The organism is Pseudomonas sp. TS_SC_3, from assembly GCF_056156225.1.
Window position 1 is genome coordinate 2,514,065 of record NZ_CM149586.1, and the last position, 19,528, is coordinate 2,533,592.

Below are 19,528 nucleotides of genomic sequence, written 5' to 3' on the forward strand. Positions count from 1 at the left end.
TGCCGCCATGCCCCGAATCGAATTCTACGTACTGTCCACCGCCATGCCGGGCGACCGCCTGCGGGCGGCTTGTCAGCTGGCAATGAAAGCCTGGCGCGCCGGTGTGCCGGTGTTTTTGCGCGGAAGTGATGCGCAGCAGTGCCACGAAGCGGATGAGCTGCTGTGGCGCTTCAAAGCGGAAAGCTTTGTGCCGCACAACCTCTACGAAGAAGACCCACTGGCCCCGGTCGTCATCGGCATGGATGAAGAGCCCACCAACCCAGAAGGCGTGCTAATCAACCTCGGTAACACGCTGTCACCGCAAGTGGATGGTTTCAGTCGCGTGATTGAAATCGTCAACCAAGAACCGGATTTACTGACCGCCTGCCGGGAGAATTTCCGCGCCTATCGGCAACGCGGGTATGATCCAAAACGAGTCGAACTTTAGTTGCACACCATGGACAACCCAAACCCGCCACAAAAACCCGCGCAACTGCTTAACGACCTTGAGTCGATTCGCCAGTTGCTGGGCGACGAACAGATCGAGCCACCGCTACTGGTTGACTCGCTCGACCCGGACAGCATTCCGCTGCTCTCGGAAATCGTCACACCACCGCCAAGGCCCGCCACGCCGGCACCTCGCGCAAGCGTCGCGCCTACTGCACAAACCCTGCGCGAGACAGTTAGCCAGAGCATCAGCCGCGACAGCGAGTTGAATCGCCTCGACAGCGAACTGCGCGCCGCCGCCGAACTGATCCTGCAGGATGTGCTGGACGACTTCGTGCCGAAAATCGAAGCGGAACTGAAACGCCGCCTGGATGCCCGCCTGACCCGACTGCTGCCGCCACGCCGTTAGCCGCTAGTAGCCCGGATAAGCCCCAGCGCAATCCGGGAATGCACAACCCCGGATTACATCCGGGCTACGCGTGATGTGTCATAGCCATACACCCACCAGTCAGCCGCTCCACGCCCGGCCTTACGCCACGGGTGCCATCCCCGCTATACTTGCCGGCTTTTCCGTCTAGCCGTCATAAGGGTCCCGCCGCGCATGGACAAGACCTACCAGCCGCACGCCATTGAAACCACCCTGTACCAGAACTGGGAGGCGAATAACTATTTCGCCCCGCAGGGTGCGGGCGAGCCTTACACCATCATGATCCCGCCGCCGAACGTCACCGGCAGCCTGCACATGGGCCACGGCTTCAACAACTCGATCATGGATTGCCTGATTCGTTACCGCCGCATGCAGGGCCGCAACACCCTGTGGCAGCCGGGCACTGACCACGCGGGCATTGCCACGCAAATGGTGGTTGAGCGTCAACTGGCCGCCGACGGCATCGGCCGTCACGACCTGGGCCGTGAGAAATTCCTGGAGAAAGTCTGGGAATGGAAGGAGCAGTCCGGCGGCACCATCACCCGGCAGATCCGTCGCTTGGGCAGCTCGGTGGACTGGTCGCGCGAGCGCTTCACCATGGACGACGGCCTCTCCGAGTCGGTCAAGGAAGCCTTTGTGCGCCTGCACAAAGACGGCCTGATCTACCGCGGTAAGCGCCTGGTTAACTGGGACACCAAGTTCCACACCGCCATTTCCGACCTCGAAGTGGAAAACCACGACGAGAAAGGCAGCCTGTGGAACCTGCGTTACCCGCTGGCCGACGGCAACAAAACCGCTGACGGCAAGGATTACCTGATCGTCGCCACCACTCGCCCGGAAACCATGCTCGGCGACAGCGCCGTTGCGGTAAACCCGAACGACGAGCGTTATCAGGCCCTGATCGGCACCTTCGTTGAACTGCCGCTGGTTGGCCGTCGTATCTCGATCATCGCCGACGATTACTGCGACCCTGAGTTCGGCACCGGCTGCGTGAAAATCACCCCGGCCCACGACTTCAACGACTATGAAGTCGGCAAGCGCCACAACCTGCCGCTGCTGAATATCTTCGACAAAAACGCTGCCGTATTGGCCAAGGCCCAAGTGTTCAATGTCGATGGCAGCGTCAACAGCGACATCGACGGCAGCCTGCCGGCACAATTCGCCGGGTTGGATCGTTTCGAGGCACGCAAGCAAATCGTTGCGGCCTTTGAAGCTGCCGGCCTGCTGGAAAGCATCGACGCCCACGCCCTGAAAGTTCCAAAAGGCGACCGCTCCGGCACCATCATCGAGCCGTGGCTGACGGACCAGTGGTACGTCAGCACCAAGCCGCTGGCCGAAAAAGCCATCGCCGTGGTCGAAAGCGGTGAGATTCAGTTCGTGCCCAAGCAGTACGAGAACATGTACTTCAGCTGGATGCGTGACATTCAGGACTGGTGCATCAGCCGCCAGCTCTGGTGGGGCCACCGCATTCCGGCCTGGTACGACGAGGCCGGCAACGTCTATGTCGGCCGCGACGAGGCGGAAGTGCGCGCCCAGCACAACCTGGGTGACATCGCCCTGCGTCAGGACGAAGACGTCCTCGACACTTGGTTCAGCTCAGGCCTGTGGACCTTCTCCACCCTCGGCTGGCCGCAGCAAACCGACGAATTGAAGACCTTCCACCCGACCGACGTGCTGGTCACCGGCTTTGACATTATCTTCTTCTGGGTCGCGCGGATGATCATGCTGTCCACCCACCTGACCGGGCAGATCCCGTTCAAGACCGTGTATGTGCACGGTCTGGTGCGCGATGGCCAGGGCCAGAAGATGTCCAAGTCCAAGGGCAACGTGCTTGACCCGTTGGATATCGTCGACGGCATCACCCTTGATGAACTGCTGGAGAAGCGCACCAGCGGCATGATGCAGCCCAAGCTCGCCGAAAAAATCGCCAAGCAGACCCGCGCCGAGTTCCCCGAAGGCATCGCCGCCTACGGCACCGACGCCCTGCGCTTTACCAACCTGGCGCTGGCCTCCACCGGTCGCGACATCAAGTTCGACATGGGCCGCGTCGAGGGTTACCGCAACTTCTGCAACAAGATCTGGAACGCCGCCAACTTCGTGCTGGAAAACACCGACGGCCAGGATTGCGGCGTCAACGGCGAAGAAGTTGAGCTGTCCTCGGTGGACCGCTGGATCATCTCCGCCCTGCAGCGCACCGAAGCCGACGTCACCCGTCACCTCGATGCCTTCCGCTTCGACCTGGCCGCGCAGACGTTGTACGAGTTCATCTGGGATGAGTACTGCGCCTGGTACCTGGAGCTGGTCAAGCCGGTGCTGTGGGATGAGAACGCGCCGATCGAACGCCAGCGCGGCACCCGCCGCACGCTGATTCGCGTGCTGGAAGTGGCGCTGCGTTTGGCCCACCCGTTTATGCCGTTTATCACCGAAGAAATCTGGCAGCGCATCAAGGCCCAGGCTGGCGTGAGTGGTGAAACCATCATGCTGCAAGCCTGGCCAGTGGCCAATGAAAGCCGCATCGATGCCGCTGCAGAAGGCGATATCGAGTGGGTCAAACAGCTGATTCTCGGTCTGCGGCAGATCCGTGGCGAGATGAAAATCTCCATGGCCAAGCGCATCGACATCATCCTGCAGAACGCCAGCGCCGAAGACCTGCGTCGCCTCAACGACAATGCGCCGCTGCTGAACAAGCTGGCCAAGCTGGAAACCGTGCGCGTGCTGCAAGCCGGCGAAGAAGCGCCAATGTCTGCTACCGCCCTGGTGGGCGAGATGCAGGTACTGGTGCCAATGGCTGGGCTGATCGACAAGGACGCCGAACTGGCGCGCTTGGATAAGGAAATCGCCCGTCTTACCGGTGAAGTGCAGCGCGTCGGCGGCAAGCTCGCCAACGAAGGCTTCGTCGCCAAGGCCCCGGCCGAGGTGCTCGATAAAGAGCGCGCCAAGCTGGCCGAGGCCGAGCAGGCCCTGAGCAAGATGGTTGAGCAGCGCGGCAAGATCGCCGCACTCTGACCCACTGGCAACACCCGCAGCCCGCGCCCTAATCGGCGCGGGTTTATTTTTTTGTGGGAGGGGCTTGAGCTGCGCGCTTTAACAGAAAGTTCGCGGTCCAAGCCCCTCCCACGGTTAATTGATCGACCGGTACACCCATGACTGACACACGCGCCCCTTCCCTGCTCGACGCCCTGCTGCCCATTGGCGTGCTGGTGGTGCTGCTGGGCCTTTCCGTTTACCTCTACGGTGACAGCTCCTCCAGCGGGCCCAACCAGATCGCCCTGATGTGCGCCGCCTTTGTTGCCGGCCTGGTCGGCCTGAAAAACGGCCTGAAATGGGCTGACATTGAGGATGGCATCCTCGCGGGCATTCATATGGCGATGAAGGCCAACCTGATTCTGCTGGCGGTCGGTGCGCTGATCGGCAGCTGGATTCTCGCGGGCACCGTGCCAACCATGATCTGGTTCGGCCTCAAGCTGATTTCCGCAGAATACTTCTACGTCACCAGCTGCTTGATCTGCGCGCTCACGGCGCTGTCCATCGGCAGTTCCTGGACCGTGGCCGGCACCCTGGGCATCGGTTTGATGGGCGTGGCCGCTGGCTTGGGCTTGGACCCGGCCATCACGGCCGGCGCGATCATCTCCGGGGCCTACTTTGGCGACAAACTGTCGCCGCTGTCAGACACCACCAACCTGGCGCCAGCCGCCGCTGGGGCCGATCTGTTCGCGCATATCCGCTACATGCTGCAAACCACGGTACCGGTGCTGCTGATTGCCCTGACGATTTTCTTCGTGCTCGGCCAGCAGGCCAGTGACAGCCACGACACCGCGCGCATCGCCGAGGTGCTGCAGGCCCTGGAAAGCCAGTTCAGCCTGGGCTGGCACCTGCTGTTGCCGGTCGCTTTTTTACTGTTTCTCGCGGTGCGTCAGTGGGCCGCTTTTCCGGCGGTATTCCTGGCGGCGCTGGTAGGTGCGGTGTTTGCGCTGGTCTTCCAGCCTGAGGTCATGCAGCGCCTGGCCGACCCCGCAGCGGGCGCGCTGGCGCCCCTGAAAACGGTATGGACCGCGCTGTTTGCCGGTTATGAATCCAGCAGCGGCAACCCAGCGCTGGACGGTTTGCTGTCCAAGGGTGGCATGTCCAGCATGCTCACCACCGTGTGGCTGATCATCTGCGCCATGTGCTTTGGCGGCGTGCTGGAAAAACTCGGCCTGCTCCAGCGCCTGCTGCAAAGCACCCTGCACTTGGCAAAAACCACCAGCAGCCTGATCGCCAGCACCATTACCGCCACCATCGGCTGCAACATCATCACCGCCGACCAGTACATCGCCATCGTTCTCCCCGGGCGCATGTACCGTGCGGAATACGCCAAACGTGGCCTTGCCCCGGTGAACCTGTCGCGTGCACTGGAAGACGGCGGCACCCTGACCTCGGTGCTGGTGCCCTGGAATACCTGCGGCGCTTACATGGCCGCCACCCTGGGCGTGGCCACCCTGAGCTATTTACCGTATTGCTTCTTCAACTTGCTGATGCCGCTGTTGGCCATGTTCCTCGCCTTTATCTTCCCGCCGCAGGCTATAACGCCGCACACCACCGAACGCGACGACCTGTCGCAGGCGTAATAGCCAAGGCATCCCCAGCTGCGCAGCACCGCTGCCACTGGGGGCGCCAGCACTAACTGACGGCTGCAAACGCACCGACGCAGGCGTTGGATGGGTGCAAGCGCGATAAATACCCTGCCAATTTAGGCGCAATTCAGGCATCTTCGTCGGCGCATAAAAGCCCTGGCACCCCTAACTCAATAAAAAAGCCCTGCAAATGGAAGTCTGCCCATGTATGCGTTAATGGCATTGATCTTTGTCTTTGGTTACCTGTGCATCGCCCTTGAGCACCCATTAAAAATCGACAAAGCGGCATCGGCGATCCTCACCGCCGTGATCTGTTGGACCCTGCTGGTGCTGGGTGCCGACAGCATTTTGCCGCTGATGGCGGCAGACACAGGCGGGGTCAGCGGCAGTGGGGCTCATGTCACATCAGAACTGCGCCACCACTTGGGCGAGATTTCCGAAATCCTGTTCTTCCTGATGGGCGCGATGACCATCGTTGAGCTGATTGATGCCCACGAGGGCTTCAAGGTCATCACCGATCGCATCCGCACCAACAAGCGCGTCACCCTGCTGTGGACTGTCGCACTGATCACCTTCTTCCTCTCCGCGGCGCTGGATAACCTGACCACCACCATCGTCATGGTTTCGCTGCTGCGCAAACTGATCGCCGATCAGAAAGAACGCTGGTTCTATGCCGGCATCGTGGTCATTGCCGCCAACGCCGGCGGCGCTTGGTCGCCGATTGGCGACGTCACCACCACCATGTTGTGGATCGGCAATCAGGTCACCACCAGCGGCATTATCGCCAACCTGTTTATCCCAAGCGTGGTGTGCCTGCTGGTACCGCTGCTGATCCTCAGCATGACCATGAAGGGTGAAGTTCAGCGCCCGCACGTCAAGCAATCCAAGCAAGAGCGCCGCGACCCAACCACGCCGTTTGAGCGCAACCTGGTATTCATTCTCGGCATTGGCGCGCTGGTGTTCGTGCCGGTGTTCAAAACCGTCACCCACCTGCCGCCCTACATGGGCATCCTGCTTGGCCTGGGCGTGCTCTGGGTGGTGACTGAAGTGATTCACCGCGGCAAGAACGATGAAGACAAACACCCGCTGTCGGTGGTCGGGGTACTGCGCCGCATCGACACCACCAGCGTGCTGTTTTTCCTCGGCATTCTGTTGGCGGTGTCCAGCCTGGCCACCGCGGGCCACCTGACTCAGGCGGCGACCCTGCTGCGCGAAAGCCTGGGTAATGTTTACGCCATCAATATCGCCATCGGCCTGCTGTCATCGGTGGTAGATAACGTGCCGCTGGTGGCCGGTGCGATGAAAATGTACCCGCTGGTAAGCCCGGAAGCCCTGGCAGCGGCCGGCGCAGACAGCGCGTGGCTGAGCAACTTCCAGGTCAACGGCACCTTCTGGGAAATGCTTGCCTACTGCGCGGGCACTGGCGGCAGCTGCCTGATTATTGGTTCTGCTGCCGGGGTAGCGGCCATGGGCATGGAGAAGATCAACTTCATCTGGTACTTGAAGAAGATCAGCCTGCTGGCGTTCCTCGGCTACATCTCCGGCGCCGCGACCTATATCGCGATTGCAACGCTGGGCTGACCCCCGCTCTGGCCGCGCGCTTGATTAGCACGCGGCCATCACCACAGGAGCACACCGCGCCATGGACATCAGCAAAACCAAAACCAGCTTCTACCGCCGCCTGTACGTCGCCTGGCTGATCGACAGCGCCAGCGCCAGCAGCGTGCCCGCGCTGATGGAGGCCACCGGCATGCCGCGGCGCACCGCCCAGGACACCCTCGCCGCCCTGGCGGAACTGGATATCGACTGCCAATTTGCCCAACAAGCCGGCGAGCGCAATAACGCCGGGCACTATGTAATCCGCGACTGGGGCCCTATCGACCCGCAGTGGGTTGCGCGCAACCTGGCGCAAATCAAATCGGTGTTGGGTTACCCGTAAAACCCGCACGCGCCCTGAAGGGCTGAACAGGTATGAATAACGAACTGTTAGGGGTACTGGGCCTGCTATTGGCGGCCGTCACCCTGTTTATCCTCAATAAGCCGCGCATGGATGTGGTCGCCCTATTGGTGATCCTCGGCCTGCCGCTGACCGGGGTGCTCAGCATTGAGCAGACCCTGGCCGGGTTCAGTGACCCCAGCGTGGTCTTGATCGCCGCACTGTTTGTTATTGGTGACGGCTTGGTGCGCACCGGTATCGCTTACCGCCTGGGCGACTGGCTGGTGGCCCGGGCCGGCAGTAGCGAAACGCGCTTACTGATCCTGCTGATGCTGGCGGCGGCTGGGCTCGGTTCGGTTATGAGCTCCACTGGCGTCGTCGCCATTTTTATCCCGGTGGCGCTCGGAGTGGCGGCGCGTTTACGCATCGCCCCAGCCCGCCTGATGATGCCGCTGGCCTTTGCCGGGTTGATCAGCGGTATGCTGACCCTGGTCGCCACCCCGCCCAACCTGGTTATCCATGCTGAATTACGCCGTGCGGGCCTGGACGGCTTTGGCTTCTTTAGCTTCACCCCGATCGGCCTTGCCGTGTTGGGGCTGGGCATCCTCTACATGCTGCTGACCCGCAACTGGCTGGCTAACAGCACCCGCGCGGGCCAGCCCGAGGTCGAACGCCTGACCCTGAGCGATCTGGCGCAGGCTTACCGGCTCAACGAGCGCGAGCGCCGCCTGAAAGTGCGCATGGACTCACCGCTGGCCAACCAGACCTTGAATGAACTGGAGTTACGCCAGCAGTACGGCATCAACGTGATCGCGGTTGAGCGCCAGCGCAAATTCCGCACGCTGCTGCTGATGGCCACCGGCAACACCCTGCTGGAGCCCGGCGATGTGCTGCTGGTGGACCTCGCCAGCCCAACCATCGGCCTGCTAGATGCTTACCGCAGCCTGGGGCTGGAGCCCATGAGCCTGACGCACTCCTATTTCAGCCTGCACGCCCACCAGCTGGGCCTGGCTGAAATCGCCCTACCGCCGGAGTCGCAACTGCCTGGCAAAAGCATTCTCGAATTGGGTTTTCGCAGCCAATACAAACTCAACGTGGTCGGTTTACGCCGCCATGGCCAAGCCCTACAGGGGCTGTTGGTGGATGAAAAGCTAAAGCCCTCCGACACCTTGCTGGTGGCCGGTAACTGGCGCGACATCCACCGCCTGCAAGGCCTGAGTCGCGATTTTCTGGTGCTGAGCTTACCGGCCGAAGTGGACGAAGTGGCCCCGGCCGCGCGCAAAGCGCCCTACGCCCTGCTCAGCCTGGCGGTCATGGTTGGCCTGATGCTCAGCGGCCTGCTGCCCAATGTCATGGCCGCGCTGATCGGCTGCTTGCTGATGGGCGCGTTTCGCTGCATCGACCTGGACAGCGCCTACCGCGCCATTCACTGGCCAACCCTGATCCTGATCGTCGGCATGCTGCCGTTCGCCCAGGCCTTGCAACAAACCGGCGGGGTCGACTTGGCCGTCAACAGCCTGGTGAACCTGCTCGGTGAGGCAAGCCCACGCGGGATTCTCGCCTGCCTGTTTGCGGTAACCGCGCTGATTGGCCTGTTTATCTCCAATACCGCCACCGCCGTGCTGATGGCCCCGGTGGCCATCGCCACTGCTCAGGCGCTGAATGCCTCGCCCTACCCCTTTGCCATGACCGTCGCGCTGGCGGCCTCGGCGGCATTTATGACGCCGATCTCCTCACCGGTGAATACCCTGGTGCTGGGGCCGGGGCAGTACCGCTTCAGTGATTTTGTGCGTGTGGGCGTGCCCTTTACCTTGCTGGTGATGCTGGTCAGCGTGGCATTGGTGCCCGTGCTGTTCCCGCTGTAGGGCGCAGGCGGTCATCGACTGACGAGTTTTCCTGCAGCCTGGCGCGCGCTGTGGGAAAATCCCGCGCCCCAAGCCTAGATCCGCCTGCCATGTCCCTGCCGCCGAAACGCCCCAGCCGTAAACCCGCCGCATCGCGCCCTGCACCGAGCAAACCGGCGGCAGCAAAACCCGATGCGGGCAAAGGCCAGTTGCACCCGCGCAATCGCCACCAGGGGCGCTATGACTTCCCCGCGCTGATCAAGGCCAGCCCGGAGCTGGCGGCGTTCGTGATCATCAATCCCTATGGCAATGAGAGCATCGACTTTGCCAACCCAGCGGCGGTCAAGGTGTTCAACCGGGCGCTGCTCAAGCAGTTCTATGGCATCGCGCAGTGGGACATTCCGGCGGATTACCTGTGCCCGCCGATCCCCGGCCGCGCCGATTACCTGCATTACCTGGCTGACCTGCTGGCCACCAGCAATGGCGGCGAGATCCCGCGTGGGGCCAAGGTGCGCGCGCTGGATATTGGCGTGGGCGCCAACTGCATTTATCCGCTGTTGGGGAACCGCGAATATGCCTGGCAGTTTCTCGGCACAGACATCGCCGCCGAAGCCATTGCCTCGGCCAAGGCCATCGTCCAGGCCAACCCAGGCTTGAGCGAGGCCATCGAGCTGCGCCAACAGCGCGACAGCACGCATATCTTCCTGGGCCTGCTGCAAGCCGACGAGCGCTTTGACCTGACCCTGTGCAACCCGCCCTTCCACGCCAGCGCGGAAGAAGCCAGCAGCGGCAGCAAGCGTAAATGGCGCAACCTCGGCAAGCTCGACCCCAAACGCAAGCTGCCGGTGCTGAATTTCGGCGGCCAGGCGGCGGAGCTGTGGTGCAAGGGCGGCGAAGCAGCGTTTGTTAGCCAGCTGATCCAGGAAAGTGTCGAGGTCGGCCAGCAGGTGCTGTGGTTTAGCAGCCTGATTTCCAAGGCGGGTAACCTGCCGGGCGTGTACAGCGCACTGAAGAAGGCCGGCGCGCTGCAGGTGCACACCGTGGAAATGGCCCAGGGCCAGAAGCAGAGCCGCTTCGTCGCCTGGACCTTTCAGACGCCCGAACAGCAGCACGCCTGGCGCAAAACCCGCTGGTCGTAGGTCGCCAGCGCGATAGCTCAGTGAACGTCGCCCTTCGGGCTACGGGTTACGCCTGCCACGGCAGCCAGCCGCCCAGCCCCGCCCAATAGCAGCAGATTCGGCTGCTCGGCATAGTGGCTGAGTTGCGGGTTGAGCCAGGCATACGCCCCGGAGAAATTGAACTGCGCACTGATCAGCATCAGCGCCAACAGCAGCAACAGCGCACCGGCATCCAGATGGCTGGCTGCCTCACTGGGCGACTGCGCACCGCTGACCAGCAACACCACCACCGCGCAGGCCACGAATCCCGCCTGCGGCCATGCCCAAGTAGGTCAATACAAACAGAAGTGAAACGACCCAAACGGTCATGCGTCAGCCATCCCTAATACCCGCACGACTGCGCTGCCGCACTCTAAAGGGCCTAAGGCTGACGGGGAACTGGCCGCCAAGAAAAAAGCGTCCGAAGCGATCTTCAACGTCGTGCGGCGGCGGTCCGAAGGGTGACCGCTCGGGATGGCAGGCGATAAAAAGCCGGCGCAACAGGCCGGCATGCTGGACGCATCGGCCAGACGCGCATACCGCGCGCCTGGCCGGCAACAGCCTATTACTTGAGCAACTCGAAAAGCGCGACGTTGCCGCTTTTCTCCAGGCCAGTGACCAGAAAATGCCGGCCGTTGTGCTCAACATGAGCCAGGCCTTCGGGCGCCAGATTGCCGGAACCTGCACCCTCGTCAGCGCCGATGACCTGTAACACCTTGGGTTGCGTCGGCTGATCCAAATCGATCAGGGCCAGCGAGTCCGCGCGCTCCAAGGTCGCCACCACAAAGCGCTTGCCGAAGGCATCAAAACTCACCACACCCTCTGGCTCGCTGCCTTTATTCGGGCTGCGCGCATCCGGGTAAACGCCGGCCTGGGCGGCCATATCATCAAGCTGGCTGCCGGTATCGCCGAGCAGCTTGCCGCTCATAGCATCAAATACGCTGACCGTGCGCCCGCCACCGCTGGGCAAGCCGGCCTTGGTTTTGGCGATTTTCGGGTCGGTATCGCCTTCATCGGCGCTGATCAGGTAACGGCCATCGGCGCTCACCGCCAGGGCATCCGGCTCGCGCAGAGCGTACAGTTCAGCCGTCGGCTGATACTTACCGTCATCGACGATATCCGCCGCATGGCGCACGGTGCCGACCCCAAAGACCTTGTCCAGTTTGCCCTGCAACACATCCACCACGGCAATCGCGTTGTTCTCTTGCAGGCTGACGTAGGCCCGCGCGCCGTCTGGGCTGAAGGTCACGTATTCCGGCTCGATATGCTCAGGGCGGGTGCCGAAGGGGATTTTCAGCTCTTCGCCATCAATCACCCGCTCCAGCAGGCGCTTGTGCTCGGCCTGGGTCGCGCCCTCGACACCTTTCAGGTCCGGCAGGGTGATCAGGCTGTGCTTGGCCGACGCCACGCCGCCACGCAGGTCGATCAGGCTGATTGAGCCTTCACCGCTGCGGAAACCCTCGCCGTCACGCACATAGCCTTCGCCTTCGTTGGCCACCACGATGAAGTCACCCTTGGGCGAAAACGCCAGGCTGTCCGGCCAGACGCCAATTTCCACGGAGCCCAGCAACGTGCCATCGGCCGCGGCACGCAATTCAACCCGGCCGTTTTTCAGGCCATCACTGTTGCGGATGCACACGGCAAACAGGTCTTCACTGGGATGAAAAATCGCCGAGGTGATTTCCCCCGTGCCTGCCGGTACCAGGTTATGCCGGGCAATACGCTTCAGCCCCTTGGCCGGGTCCAGCTGCAGCACATCGACCAAGCCTTCGGCGCTGTTGGAGACAATCACGCGCATGCTTGAGGCTTGTGCACTGACAATTTCAGTGCCGGCGGCAAAGCCGCTCTGATAGACCGCCAGGGGTTTGAGCTCAAGTGCGCCAGCCAATGGCGCCAGGGCAAACAGCGCACACAACGTAGGGATTCGTAGCACCGCAGCTATCCTTGTATGAGGAGTAATAAATTGAACAAATCCGCCCTAGTGTTCACGCTCAGAATGACGTTTTAATGAAGCCGCAATGGCGTTACATCCAGCGCAGCGCAGTGGTATTACTGTGCAATGGGCAAACACGCACCGGCACTATGGCGTGCAGTAAGGGGCAGCAATGAAGTGGAAAATCCTGTTCGCTGCGGTGTGCTTGTTCTGGGGAGCAGCCACACAGGCCAACGAACAAGCCGAATTGAAGATCAGCGTGGGTGACTGGCCGCCCTACCTAGCCAGCGATTTGAAGCATAACGGTGTTATCGCCCACTTGATCAGCGACCTGTTCGCCGACGAAGGCTATCGCGTCAAATTCGAGTTTTTGCCCTGGCCGCGCGCCTATTCCTCTGCCGCTGCCGGACGCTTTGATGCCAGCGCCGTGTGGATGCACAAGGCCGAACGCGAGGCTGACTTTCTGTTCAGCGCGCCGTTATTGGACGAACAATTTGTGTTCTTTCACCTGAAAAGCCTGCCCTTTGGCTGGCAGCGCTTTGATGACCTCACCGGCATGACCTTGGGCGGTGGCCTGGAATACAGCTACGGGCCAGGGTTCGATGCTTTTCTCGCCAAGAACAAAGTGAAGATGGAGCGCGTCTCCAGCGACCAACAGAACTTTGAGAAGTTATTAAAGGAACGCGTGGTGCTCTACCCACAGGAGATAAACGTGGGCTATGCCGCACTGCGCAGCCATTTCAGCGCGGAAGATCAAGCCAAGATCACCCATCACCCGAAGCCGCTGCTGGTTAACCTCAGCTATCTGATGCTGCCAAAAAGCCTGGCAGGCAGCCCGGCGCTGCTCGAGCGCTTCAATAAGCGCCTGCAGCTTTACCGTGACAGCGGGCGTTACCAGCGCTATTTCGATGACCTGCAACAAGGCAAGTACCAGCTGGAGCCGTCAACATCTGCCGCCCATAACTAATCACTGGGGCTTTACCTCACAACTGGCTAAAGTGTTTAAAAATTCACATGCTGCGCTTGCCTTTTCACCGTAATACAACATGGCTGACTCAACACGAGCGTGACCAGCAACCATGGCCAGGAAAATACCGATGACCTTTCAACAGCGGCTGCGCAGCCTTGTGACCAGCGCCCTTTTGGCGCTGTGCCTGCCTGCCGTTGCCGCAGAACCAGGGCTAAGCCACGATGAAATTCGGCTTGGCATGGTCAACGCACAAAGTGGTCCTGCCGCAGCCCTGGGGCAAAGCATGCACAAGGGCGCGCAGGCCTACTTCAAGCGCATCAATGCCGAAGGCGGCGTGTACGGTCGGCGCATCAACCTGCTCAGCCTCGACGATGGCTATGAACCCAGCCGCACGGCCGCGCACACCCGCACGCTGCTGAACACGCAGCAGGTATTCGCCCTGCTGGGTTATGTCGGCACGCCGACCTCACGGGCCGCCCTACCAATTGCCCTGCGCGCAGAAGTGCCTTACCTGTTCCCCTTTACCGGGGCCGAATTCTTGCGCACGCCGGCAAAACCCAGGGTTTTCACGATTCGGGCGTCCTACATTGAGGAAACGGAGCAGCTGGTCGAGCGCCTCACCCAGGACCTGAAACTGAGCAAGGTGGCCATCCTGATGCAGGATGACTCCTTCGGCGAGTCGGTCAAAGGCGGCCTTAACGGTGCTCTGCTCAAGCGCAACCTGAAGATTTATGCGCAGGCGCGCATTCAGCGCAACTCGCTGGATGTGGCGGAAGCCATCAAGGCGCTGCAGCGCACTCAGCCGGAAGCGGTGTTCTTTGTCGGCACGTACAAGCAACTGGCGGCCGCGATCAAACAGGCGAAAGCACTGGACTTCAAGACGCGCTTTATCAGCGTGTCGTTTATCGGCTCTGAACGGTTTATCCGCGTGGCAGGGCCTGATGCGGATGGGGTGTACATCTCCCAAGTTGTGCCCTCACCTCACGACACCTCACGCGCACTGGTGCAGGCTTATCAGGCAGACATGCAAGGCACTGACATTGACCATGCCTCGCTTGAGGGCTACATCGGCGCGGTGGTTTTTATCCACGCCTTGCGCAAAGCCGGCAGCCACCCCACCCGCGAGACGTTCCTCGACGCTCTGGAGCATCTAGAAGCGGATTTGGGTGGTTTCAAGGTGGCGTTTTCACGCCGCAACCATCAGGGTTCCAGTGCGGTATTCCTCACCCGCATCGAGAAGGGTCGCGCCGTGACGGTGACACACATGCGCTAAGGCATTCAGCCCTCAGCGCGCAGCCAACGACCCTTGCAGCAGATCAGCCACAGGTAGGGCCACGCCAAGGCGGCTGAGGTTCCAGTAATGCCCTTCCAGCGTACGGTTGACCAACAACGTGGCGGGCGACGGCTGCAAGCTGCCGAGCGCCCCCAACACATCCGGCAACAAGCGCTGCACCTGCTCATGCAATGGCATCGCAGCAAAATCCCAGCGCACCCCGGGCTGCAGCAAAGGCCCAAGCAACCCATGCAGCTGACGGTAAAAACCATAGGGGATGGTCGATTTGGGTTGGCGCGTACCCAGCGCCTGAAAGGCCCGCTCCAGTTGGTCGCCATCACGGGCCTGCAAGGCCTTGTAGGTTTGCACATATGCGGCGAGTAACGGTGCAGGCAGTGTTTGCACACAGCCGAAGTCATACACCACCAACTCGCCCGCCTCCGTGTAGGCAAAGTTGCCTGGGTGCGGGTCTGCATGCAGCAGCCCCAACTCAAATGCCTGGGCGCTCAACCAGCGCACCAAGGTCAGCGCAAGGCGCTCACGCACCTCGGCACTGGCCTGGCTGACCTCACTGAAGGGCAAGCCGACTTCCTCGCTTAACGCCAAAACCCCTGGGCGGCAGAGGTCTTCGTAGGGTTGCGGCAAGCGCAAACCGGGCCAGTCGGCAAAGTGCTTACGAAAGTGCTGCAAGCGTCGCATTTCCGCCGGGTAATCCAGCTCGGCCTCAATCACCGCTGCCAGTTCCTGATGCAAGCCTTCCAGTTGCTCGGCCGGCGCCCGGAACAGCCGCCCCAGCGGCAACAAGCGTCGCAGCTGCCGCAAATCCGCCTGGCAGATCGCCGCGATGCCAGGGTATTGCACCTTGAGCACCAGTGCCCGGCCATCAGCCGCTACCGCGCGATGCACCTGCCCCAGCGAGGCGGCGGCAAAGGGCTGCTCATCGATCTGCTGGAAAAACTGCCCAAGGTCAGCACCATATACCTGCTGCAAGTGCCCGCGCAGGGCGCTGAAAGGCAACGCCGGCACACGGTTTTGCAGGGCGCCGAGTGCATGGGCCACCGGCTCAGGCAGCACACCTTGCCACTGCGACGCCATCTGACCGAGCTTGAGCACCGGGCCTTTCATCTCCCCCAACACCTCGGTTAGCAGCGCGCCTACCGGCTGCCAATCAATACCGCCACGTCCCGGGCGCAAGCGCTGCACCAGCACACTGCCGCCGATCCGCGTGGCCGTACCGGCCAAGGTGAGAAAACGCCCCAATGCGGAGGCAGAAGGGGGTGCAGCAGGAGGCTTGGCCATGCGCGAATACTCATCAGGGCGAGGCACGATCATGCGCCAGCGCTTGCCAGGGGCCAAGCATTAAGACCCGTCATTTAAGTGCGCATGTACACCTGAGCCAAAACATGCGCGGCGCTGGTGTCAATCAACTAACCCGCGGGTGAACGGCAAAGCGCTTATCCAAACCGCTGTAGCCCATGCCGACGCCTTTGTGCACTTTCAGCTGTACCGGGATGCGCTCCTTGAGCGCCTCAACGTGGCTGATGACGCCAATCATCTTGCCGCTGGCGTTGAGGTTATCCAGGGCATCCAGCGCCACCTCCAGGGTTTCGCCATCAAGGGTGCCGAAGCCTTCATCGAGGAACAGCGAGTCGATGCTGGTTTTATGGCTGACCAGATCAGACAGCGCCAAGGCCAGCGCCAGGCTGACCAGAAAACTCTCGCCGCCGGACAGGGTTTTGGTATCGCGCGCCGCATCAGCCTGCCAGGTGTCGAGCACTTCCAACTCCAGCTCACCGCTGCTGCGCCGCGCTAACTGGTAGCGACCATGCAGGCGTTCGAGTTGCTGATTAGCCAGGTAGACCAGGTGGTCCAGGGTCAGGCCCTGAGCAAATTTGCGGTATTTGGCACCGTCAGCCGAGCCGATCAGGCTATTAAGTTGCTGCCACAGATCGTACTCAGCCTGCTTGACGCTGATCGCGGCAAACAGGCCTTGCTGGCCTTGGCGGCGCGCATCATCGCCCTGCAGCTGGGCGCGGATTTCGCCCTGGCGTTCGCTTAGGGCTTTGAGCTGGACGTTCAGGGCGAGCAGTTGTTCGTCCAGTTGCTCAAGGCTAAGTGCGGTTGCGGGGCTGGCCTGCAGCGCAGTCAATTGCTGCGCAGCGGCACGGGCCAGGGCCTGAGCATCGCTCAAGGCTTTATCCAAGCGCTGGCGCAATTGCTGCAACGCGACGCGCTGCGCCTCATCCAGCAGCGCGGCTAGATAGTCGGCTTCAGCCTTAAAAGGACTGGCGGCCAGAGCGGCCAGCCACTGCTGCTCAGCCTGTTGCAGACGCGCCTGCTCGTTCTGCAGGCGGCTGGCCAACGCCTGACGACTACCGGCCAACTGCTGCTGACGGCGCTGCGCCTCTTCCAGCTGAACCTGCGCTTGCTGCAAGGCCGCCTGCGCATCGGCAGGCTTGGCCAAGGCCAGCTGATCGACCCGATCCAGCGCAGTCCAGCGTTGCTGCCAGAGTTGGGCCTGCTGAACGGCAGCCTGCAGGCCATGATCCAGCTCACTGAGTTCACGCTGTAAATCCAGGCTTAGCTGCTGATTGCGCTGCCAACTCTGCCACTCGGCCTGGCGCTCAGTGAGCCAAGCGCCAGCATCGTTCGGCAGCTGATAGCCGAACTCGGCCAGGGCCTGACTCAGACTGGCAGTGCGCTCAGCCTCAAGCTGCTGCAACTGCTGCAGTCGCAGTTGGCCTTGCTCGCTCTGCTCCTGACGTTGCTGCAGTTGCAGGAGGTTAAGCGCCTGCTGCTGTTCCAGCTCACTGCACCGCTGCTGCACACTCAGCCGCGTTTGCTGGCGCTGCTCAAGGTCGCTATTCAGCTGTTGCAGCTGCTCAAGGCACTGCTGTAGCTGGTGCAACTCACTGCTCTGCTGCGCCTGTTGCGCAGGCAGCGCGGCGGCATCGGCCAGCGGCTTGTCTAGCTGGGCATTGAGCACCTGCCAGCGTTCGCCCTGCTCGGCCTGGGTTTGCTGGCCACGCTCGAATTGCTGTTGTTGCTGCTCCAAGCGCGCAGCGAATTTTTCCAGTTCACCGGCCAATTGCCGGCCGTGTTCGGTCAGCGTCTCAAGCTCATTGCGCTTGCTAGTGAGCAACGCCTTGGTCGCAAATACATCCAGCGCCTGGTAGGCGCTGATCGCCGGGTGCGCCTCGGAGCCGCACAGCGGGCAGGCCTCGCCGGGTTGCAGCTGAGCACGATGGGTTTCGAGGGCCTGGATGCGCTGTTCTTGCTCGAGCAATTTCTCCTGGGCCTGTACCTGTTGCTGCAGGTCCTTGTAACTCAAGCGCAGCTGCGCCACTTCGGCGCCCTTGGCTTGATGCTGCTCGCGCAACAGCGTCAGTGCGCTGGCTAACTGGCTTTGCTCACCGGCAAGACGCTGTTGCGCCGCAGCTAATTCGCCCAGCTGGGTCAGTACACCGCCCTGGATATGCAACTGTTGCCAACGCTCACGCAAAGCCGCCTCGCTGCGCCCGGCCAGCAACACATTGTGTTGCTGCTGTGTAGCCTCTTCCTGCTCCCGGGCCTGCTGCAGGCGACGCAGCTCAATGCTGAGCTGTTCAGCCTGCTGACCGAGCTGCGTCTGCAGGGTGTCGATGGTTTCCTGCAGGTGCTGTTGACTCAGTTGCAGCTGAGCAATTTCCCCGACCTGTTGCTGGCGCGCCTTAAGCTGCTCCCCCCAGCTGCCCAACTGCTCACCCAAACTACCATGCTGCGCCTGCGCAGCCAGTTGCTGCTGCAACTGCTGCAGGCGCTCGGCCAGTTGTTGACGCTGCGCCTGGCAATCGGCAAGAAGGGCGGCGCTCAATTCCCGCGCCTGCCAGCTGTGCTCGGCAATGGCCTGCTCAACCTGGCGCTGCTCGCCGGCATTGTGCTGTAAGCCCTGTTCGGTCTGCGTCAGGCTCTGGCGGGCTTGCTGCCAGTCATGGTGCAGCGGCTGTAAACGCTGGGCCGGTTCGCTGGCGGCCAGTTGCGCCAGCTGCGGCTGGGCCTGTTGTAAATCCTCCTGCGCTGCCTGCTCGGCTTGCTGGCTGACGAGCAACTGCGCCTGGGTTTTGCTCAGGTCCTCACACCAGCGGCGCTGGCGCTGCAACTCGGTTTGCTGTGCGCCGAGCGCTGCTTCATCAACAGCCAGTTGCTCGGCCTGCGTTTGCAGGTCAATACGCTGCGCGTCGCTGAGCAGTTCAACCCCCGAAGCCTTGGCGCGTAATTGATCAAGCTCAACCTTGAACTCACGAGTCTGCTCGAACACCCGCTGGGAAATCTGCCCGTAAATGTCGGTGCCGGTCAGTTCCTCCAGCAGTTCGGCGCGCTGGTTGGCGTTGGCTTCGAGAAAGGCGGCGAAACCACCTTGGGCCAGCAGCATGGATTTGGTGAAACGCTCAAAATCCAGCCCGGTCAGGCGCTCGGTTTCGCGCAGTTTCTCGTTGATCTTATCGGTGAGTATCTGTCCGTCGGCGGCGGCCAGCTCGACCTTGGGCGCCTGCAACGCACCATCAGCCTTGTCGCGAGCGCGGCGCTGGCTCCAGAAGGCCCGGTAGGCAACGCCCTTTACCTCAAACTCCACCTCGGCCAGGCAGTCGGCGGTGTGCCGGCTCATCAGCTCATTGGCGCTGGCAGACACCGAACTCATGCGCGGCGTACGGTGGTACAGCGCCAGGCAAATGGCATCCAGCAAGGTGGTTTTACCCGCACCGGTCGGCCCGGTGATGGCGAACAAACCGTTGTCCTTGAAAGGCTCAGCGGTGAAGTCGATCTTCCACTCGCCCTTTAGCGAATTAAGGTTTTTCAGGCGCAGGCTAAGGATTTTCATGCACGGGTCGCAGGCCGTTGGGGGCGGCCATTTTGGCACATTCGCCGCGCTGGGCGAGCGAGGGAGTAGTCAGGATGCTGATACCTAAACA

Annotated in this window: 14 protein-coding genes; 10 read left to right on the forward strand and 4 right to left on the reverse strand. The window is 61.8% G+C overall.

Features of this window, described 5'->3' with window-relative positions:
• Window positions 1–7: 7 nt before the first annotated feature.
• From AC0J6G_RS12170 to rlmF, 8 genes are all read left to right on the forward strand, one after another.
• Entirely contained in the window at window positions 8–427 is a 420-nt protein-coding gene (locus tag AC0J6G_RS12170; protein WP_475248049.1) for a DNA polymerase III subunit chi, read from the forward strand.
• Window positions 428–436: 9 nt separating this feature from the next.
• Window positions 437–835, forward strand: coding sequence for a DNA polymerase III subunit chi (locus AC0J6G_RS12175; protein ID WP_475248050.1), 399 nt, complete (start codon window positions 437–439; stop codon window positions 833–835).
• Window positions 836–1,027: 192 nt separating this feature from the next.
• Window positions 1,028–3,859, forward strand: coding sequence for a valine--tRNA ligase (locus AC0J6G_RS12180; RefSeq protein WP_475248051.1), 2,832 nt, complete (start codon window positions 1,028–1,030; stop codon window positions 3,857–3,859).
• 137 nt (window positions 3,860–3,996) lie between these two features.
• Entirely contained in the window at window positions 3,997–5,460 is a 1,464-nt protein-coding gene (gene nhaC, locus AC0J6G_RS12185; RefSeq protein WP_475248052.1) for a Na+/H+ antiporter NhaC, read from the forward strand.
• Between the two features lie 210 nt (window positions 5,461–5,670).
• The gene (gene nhaD / locus AC0J6G_RS12190; RefSeq protein WP_475248053.1) at window positions 5,671–7,047 is read left to right on the forward strand and encodes a sodium:proton antiporter NhaD; all 1,377 of its coding nucleotides are present in this window, start codon (window positions 5,671–5,673) and stop codon (window positions 7,045–7,047) included.
• 61 nt (window positions 7,048–7,108) lie between these two features.
• Window positions 7,109–7,405, forward strand: coding sequence for a winged helix-turn-helix domain-containing protein (locus AC0J6G_RS12195; RefSeq protein ID WP_475248054.1), 297 nt, complete (start codon window positions 7,109–7,111; stop codon window positions 7,403–7,405).
• Window positions 7,406–7,437: 32 nt separating this feature from the next.
• Window positions 7,438–9,267, forward strand: a complete 1,830-nt coding sequence (locus tag AC0J6G_RS12200; protein ID WP_475248055.1) for an SLC13 family permease — start codon at window positions 7,438–7,440, stop codon at window positions 9,265–9,267.
• 89 nt (window positions 9,268–9,356) lie between these two features.
• A complete protein-coding gene (gene rlmF, locus AC0J6G_RS12205; RefSeq protein ID WP_475248057.1) occupies window positions 9,357–10,385 on the forward strand; it encodes a 23S rRNA (adenine(1618)-N(6))-methyltransferase RlmF in 1,029 nt (342 codons plus the stop codon).
• Between the two features lie 17 nt (window positions 10,386–10,402).
• Here rlmF and AC0J6G_RS12210 read toward each other — a convergent pair whose 3' ends face one another.
• Window positions 10,403–10,666: a hypothetical protein gene (locus tag AC0J6G_RS12210; RefSeq protein WP_475248058.1), complete on the reverse strand. Its 264-nt coding sequence runs from the start codon at window positions 10,664–10,666 to the stop codon at window positions 10,403–10,405.
• A 302-nt stretch (window positions 10,667–10,968) separates the two neighbouring features.
• Entirely contained in the window at window positions 10,969–12,336 is a 1,368-nt protein-coding gene (locus AC0J6G_RS12215; protein ID WP_475248060.1) for a choice-of-anchor I domain-containing protein, read from the reverse strand.
• Between the two features lie 172 nt (window positions 12,337–12,508).
• Here AC0J6G_RS12215 and AC0J6G_RS12220 point away from each other — a divergent pair, with 172 nt between their 5' ends.
• A complete protein-coding gene (locus tag AC0J6G_RS12220; protein ID WP_475248062.1) occupies window positions 12,509–13,303 on the forward strand; it encodes a substrate-binding periplasmic protein in 795 nt (264 codons plus the stop codon).
• Window positions 13,304–13,433: 130 nt separating this feature from the next.
• Complete coding sequence (locus tag AC0J6G_RS12225) at window positions 13,434–14,579, forward strand: ABC transporter substrate-binding protein (RefSeq protein ID WP_475248064.1); 1,146 nt, start codon at window positions 13,434–13,436, stop codon at window positions 14,577–14,579.
• A 12-nt stretch (window positions 14,580–14,591) separates the two neighbouring features.
• Here AC0J6G_RS12225 and AC0J6G_RS12230 read toward each other — a convergent pair whose 3' ends face one another.
• Both AC0J6G_RS12230 and AC0J6G_RS12235 read right to left on the reverse strand, forming a co-directional pair.
• Window positions 14,592–15,911 (reverse strand): ABC1 kinase family protein, encoded by a 1,320-nt coding sequence (locus tag AC0J6G_RS12230; RefSeq protein WP_475248066.1) that lies wholly within the window; start codon window positions 15,909–15,911, stop codon window positions 14,592–14,594.
• A 91-nt stretch (window positions 15,912–16,002) separates the two neighbouring features.
• Entirely contained in the window at window positions 16,003–19,437 is a 3,435-nt protein-coding gene (locus AC0J6G_RS12235) for an AAA family ATPase (RefSeq protein ID WP_475248068.1), read from the reverse strand.
• Window positions 19,438–19,528: the final 91 nt, after the last annotated feature.

Coding starts and splice junctions, on each gene's coding strand:
- AC0J6G_RS12170 (WP_475248049.1), top strand. CDS start 8: ATGCCCCGAATCGAATTCTACGTACTGTCCACCGCCATGCCGGGCGAC.
- AC0J6G_RS12175 (WP_475248050.1), top strand. CDS start 437: ATGGACAACCCAAACCCGCCACAAAAACCCGCGCAACTGCTTAACGAC.
- AC0J6G_RS12180 (WP_475248051.1), top strand. CDS start 1,028: ATGGACAAGACCTACCAGCCGCACGCCATTGAAACCACCCTGTACCAG.
- nhaC (WP_475248052.1), top strand. CDS start 3,997: ATGACTGACACACGCGCCCCTTCCCTGCTCGACGCCCTGCTGCCCATT.
- nhaD (WP_475248053.1), top strand. CDS start 5,671: ATGTATGCGTTAATGGCATTGATCTTTGTCTTTGGTTACCTGTGCATC.
- AC0J6G_RS12195 (WP_475248054.1), top strand. CDS start 7,109: ATGGACATCAGCAAAACCAAAACCAGCTTCTACCGCCGCCTGTACGTC.
- AC0J6G_RS12200 (WP_475248055.1), top strand. CDS start 7,438: ATGAATAACGAACTGTTAGGGGTACTGGGCCTGCTATTGGCGGCCGTC.
- rlmF (WP_475248057.1), top strand. CDS start 9,357: ATGTCCCTGCCGCCGAAACGCCCCAGCCGTAAACCCGCCGCATCGCGC.
- AC0J6G_RS12220 (WP_475248062.1), top strand. CDS start 12,509: ATGAAGTGGAAAATCCTGTTCGCTGCGGTGTGCTTGTTCTGGGGAGCA.
- AC0J6G_RS12225 (WP_475248064.1), top strand. CDS start 13,434: ATGACCTTTCAACAGCGGCTGCGCAGCCTTGTGACCAGCGCCCTTTTG.
- AC0J6G_RS12230 (WP_475248066.1), bottom strand. CDS start 15,911: ATGATCGTGCCTCGCCCTGATGAGTATTCGCGCATGGCCAAGCCTCCT.
- AC0J6G_RS12235 (WP_475248068.1), bottom strand. CDS start 19,437: ATGAAAATCCTTAGCCTGCGCCTGAAAAACCTTAATTCGCTAAAGGGC.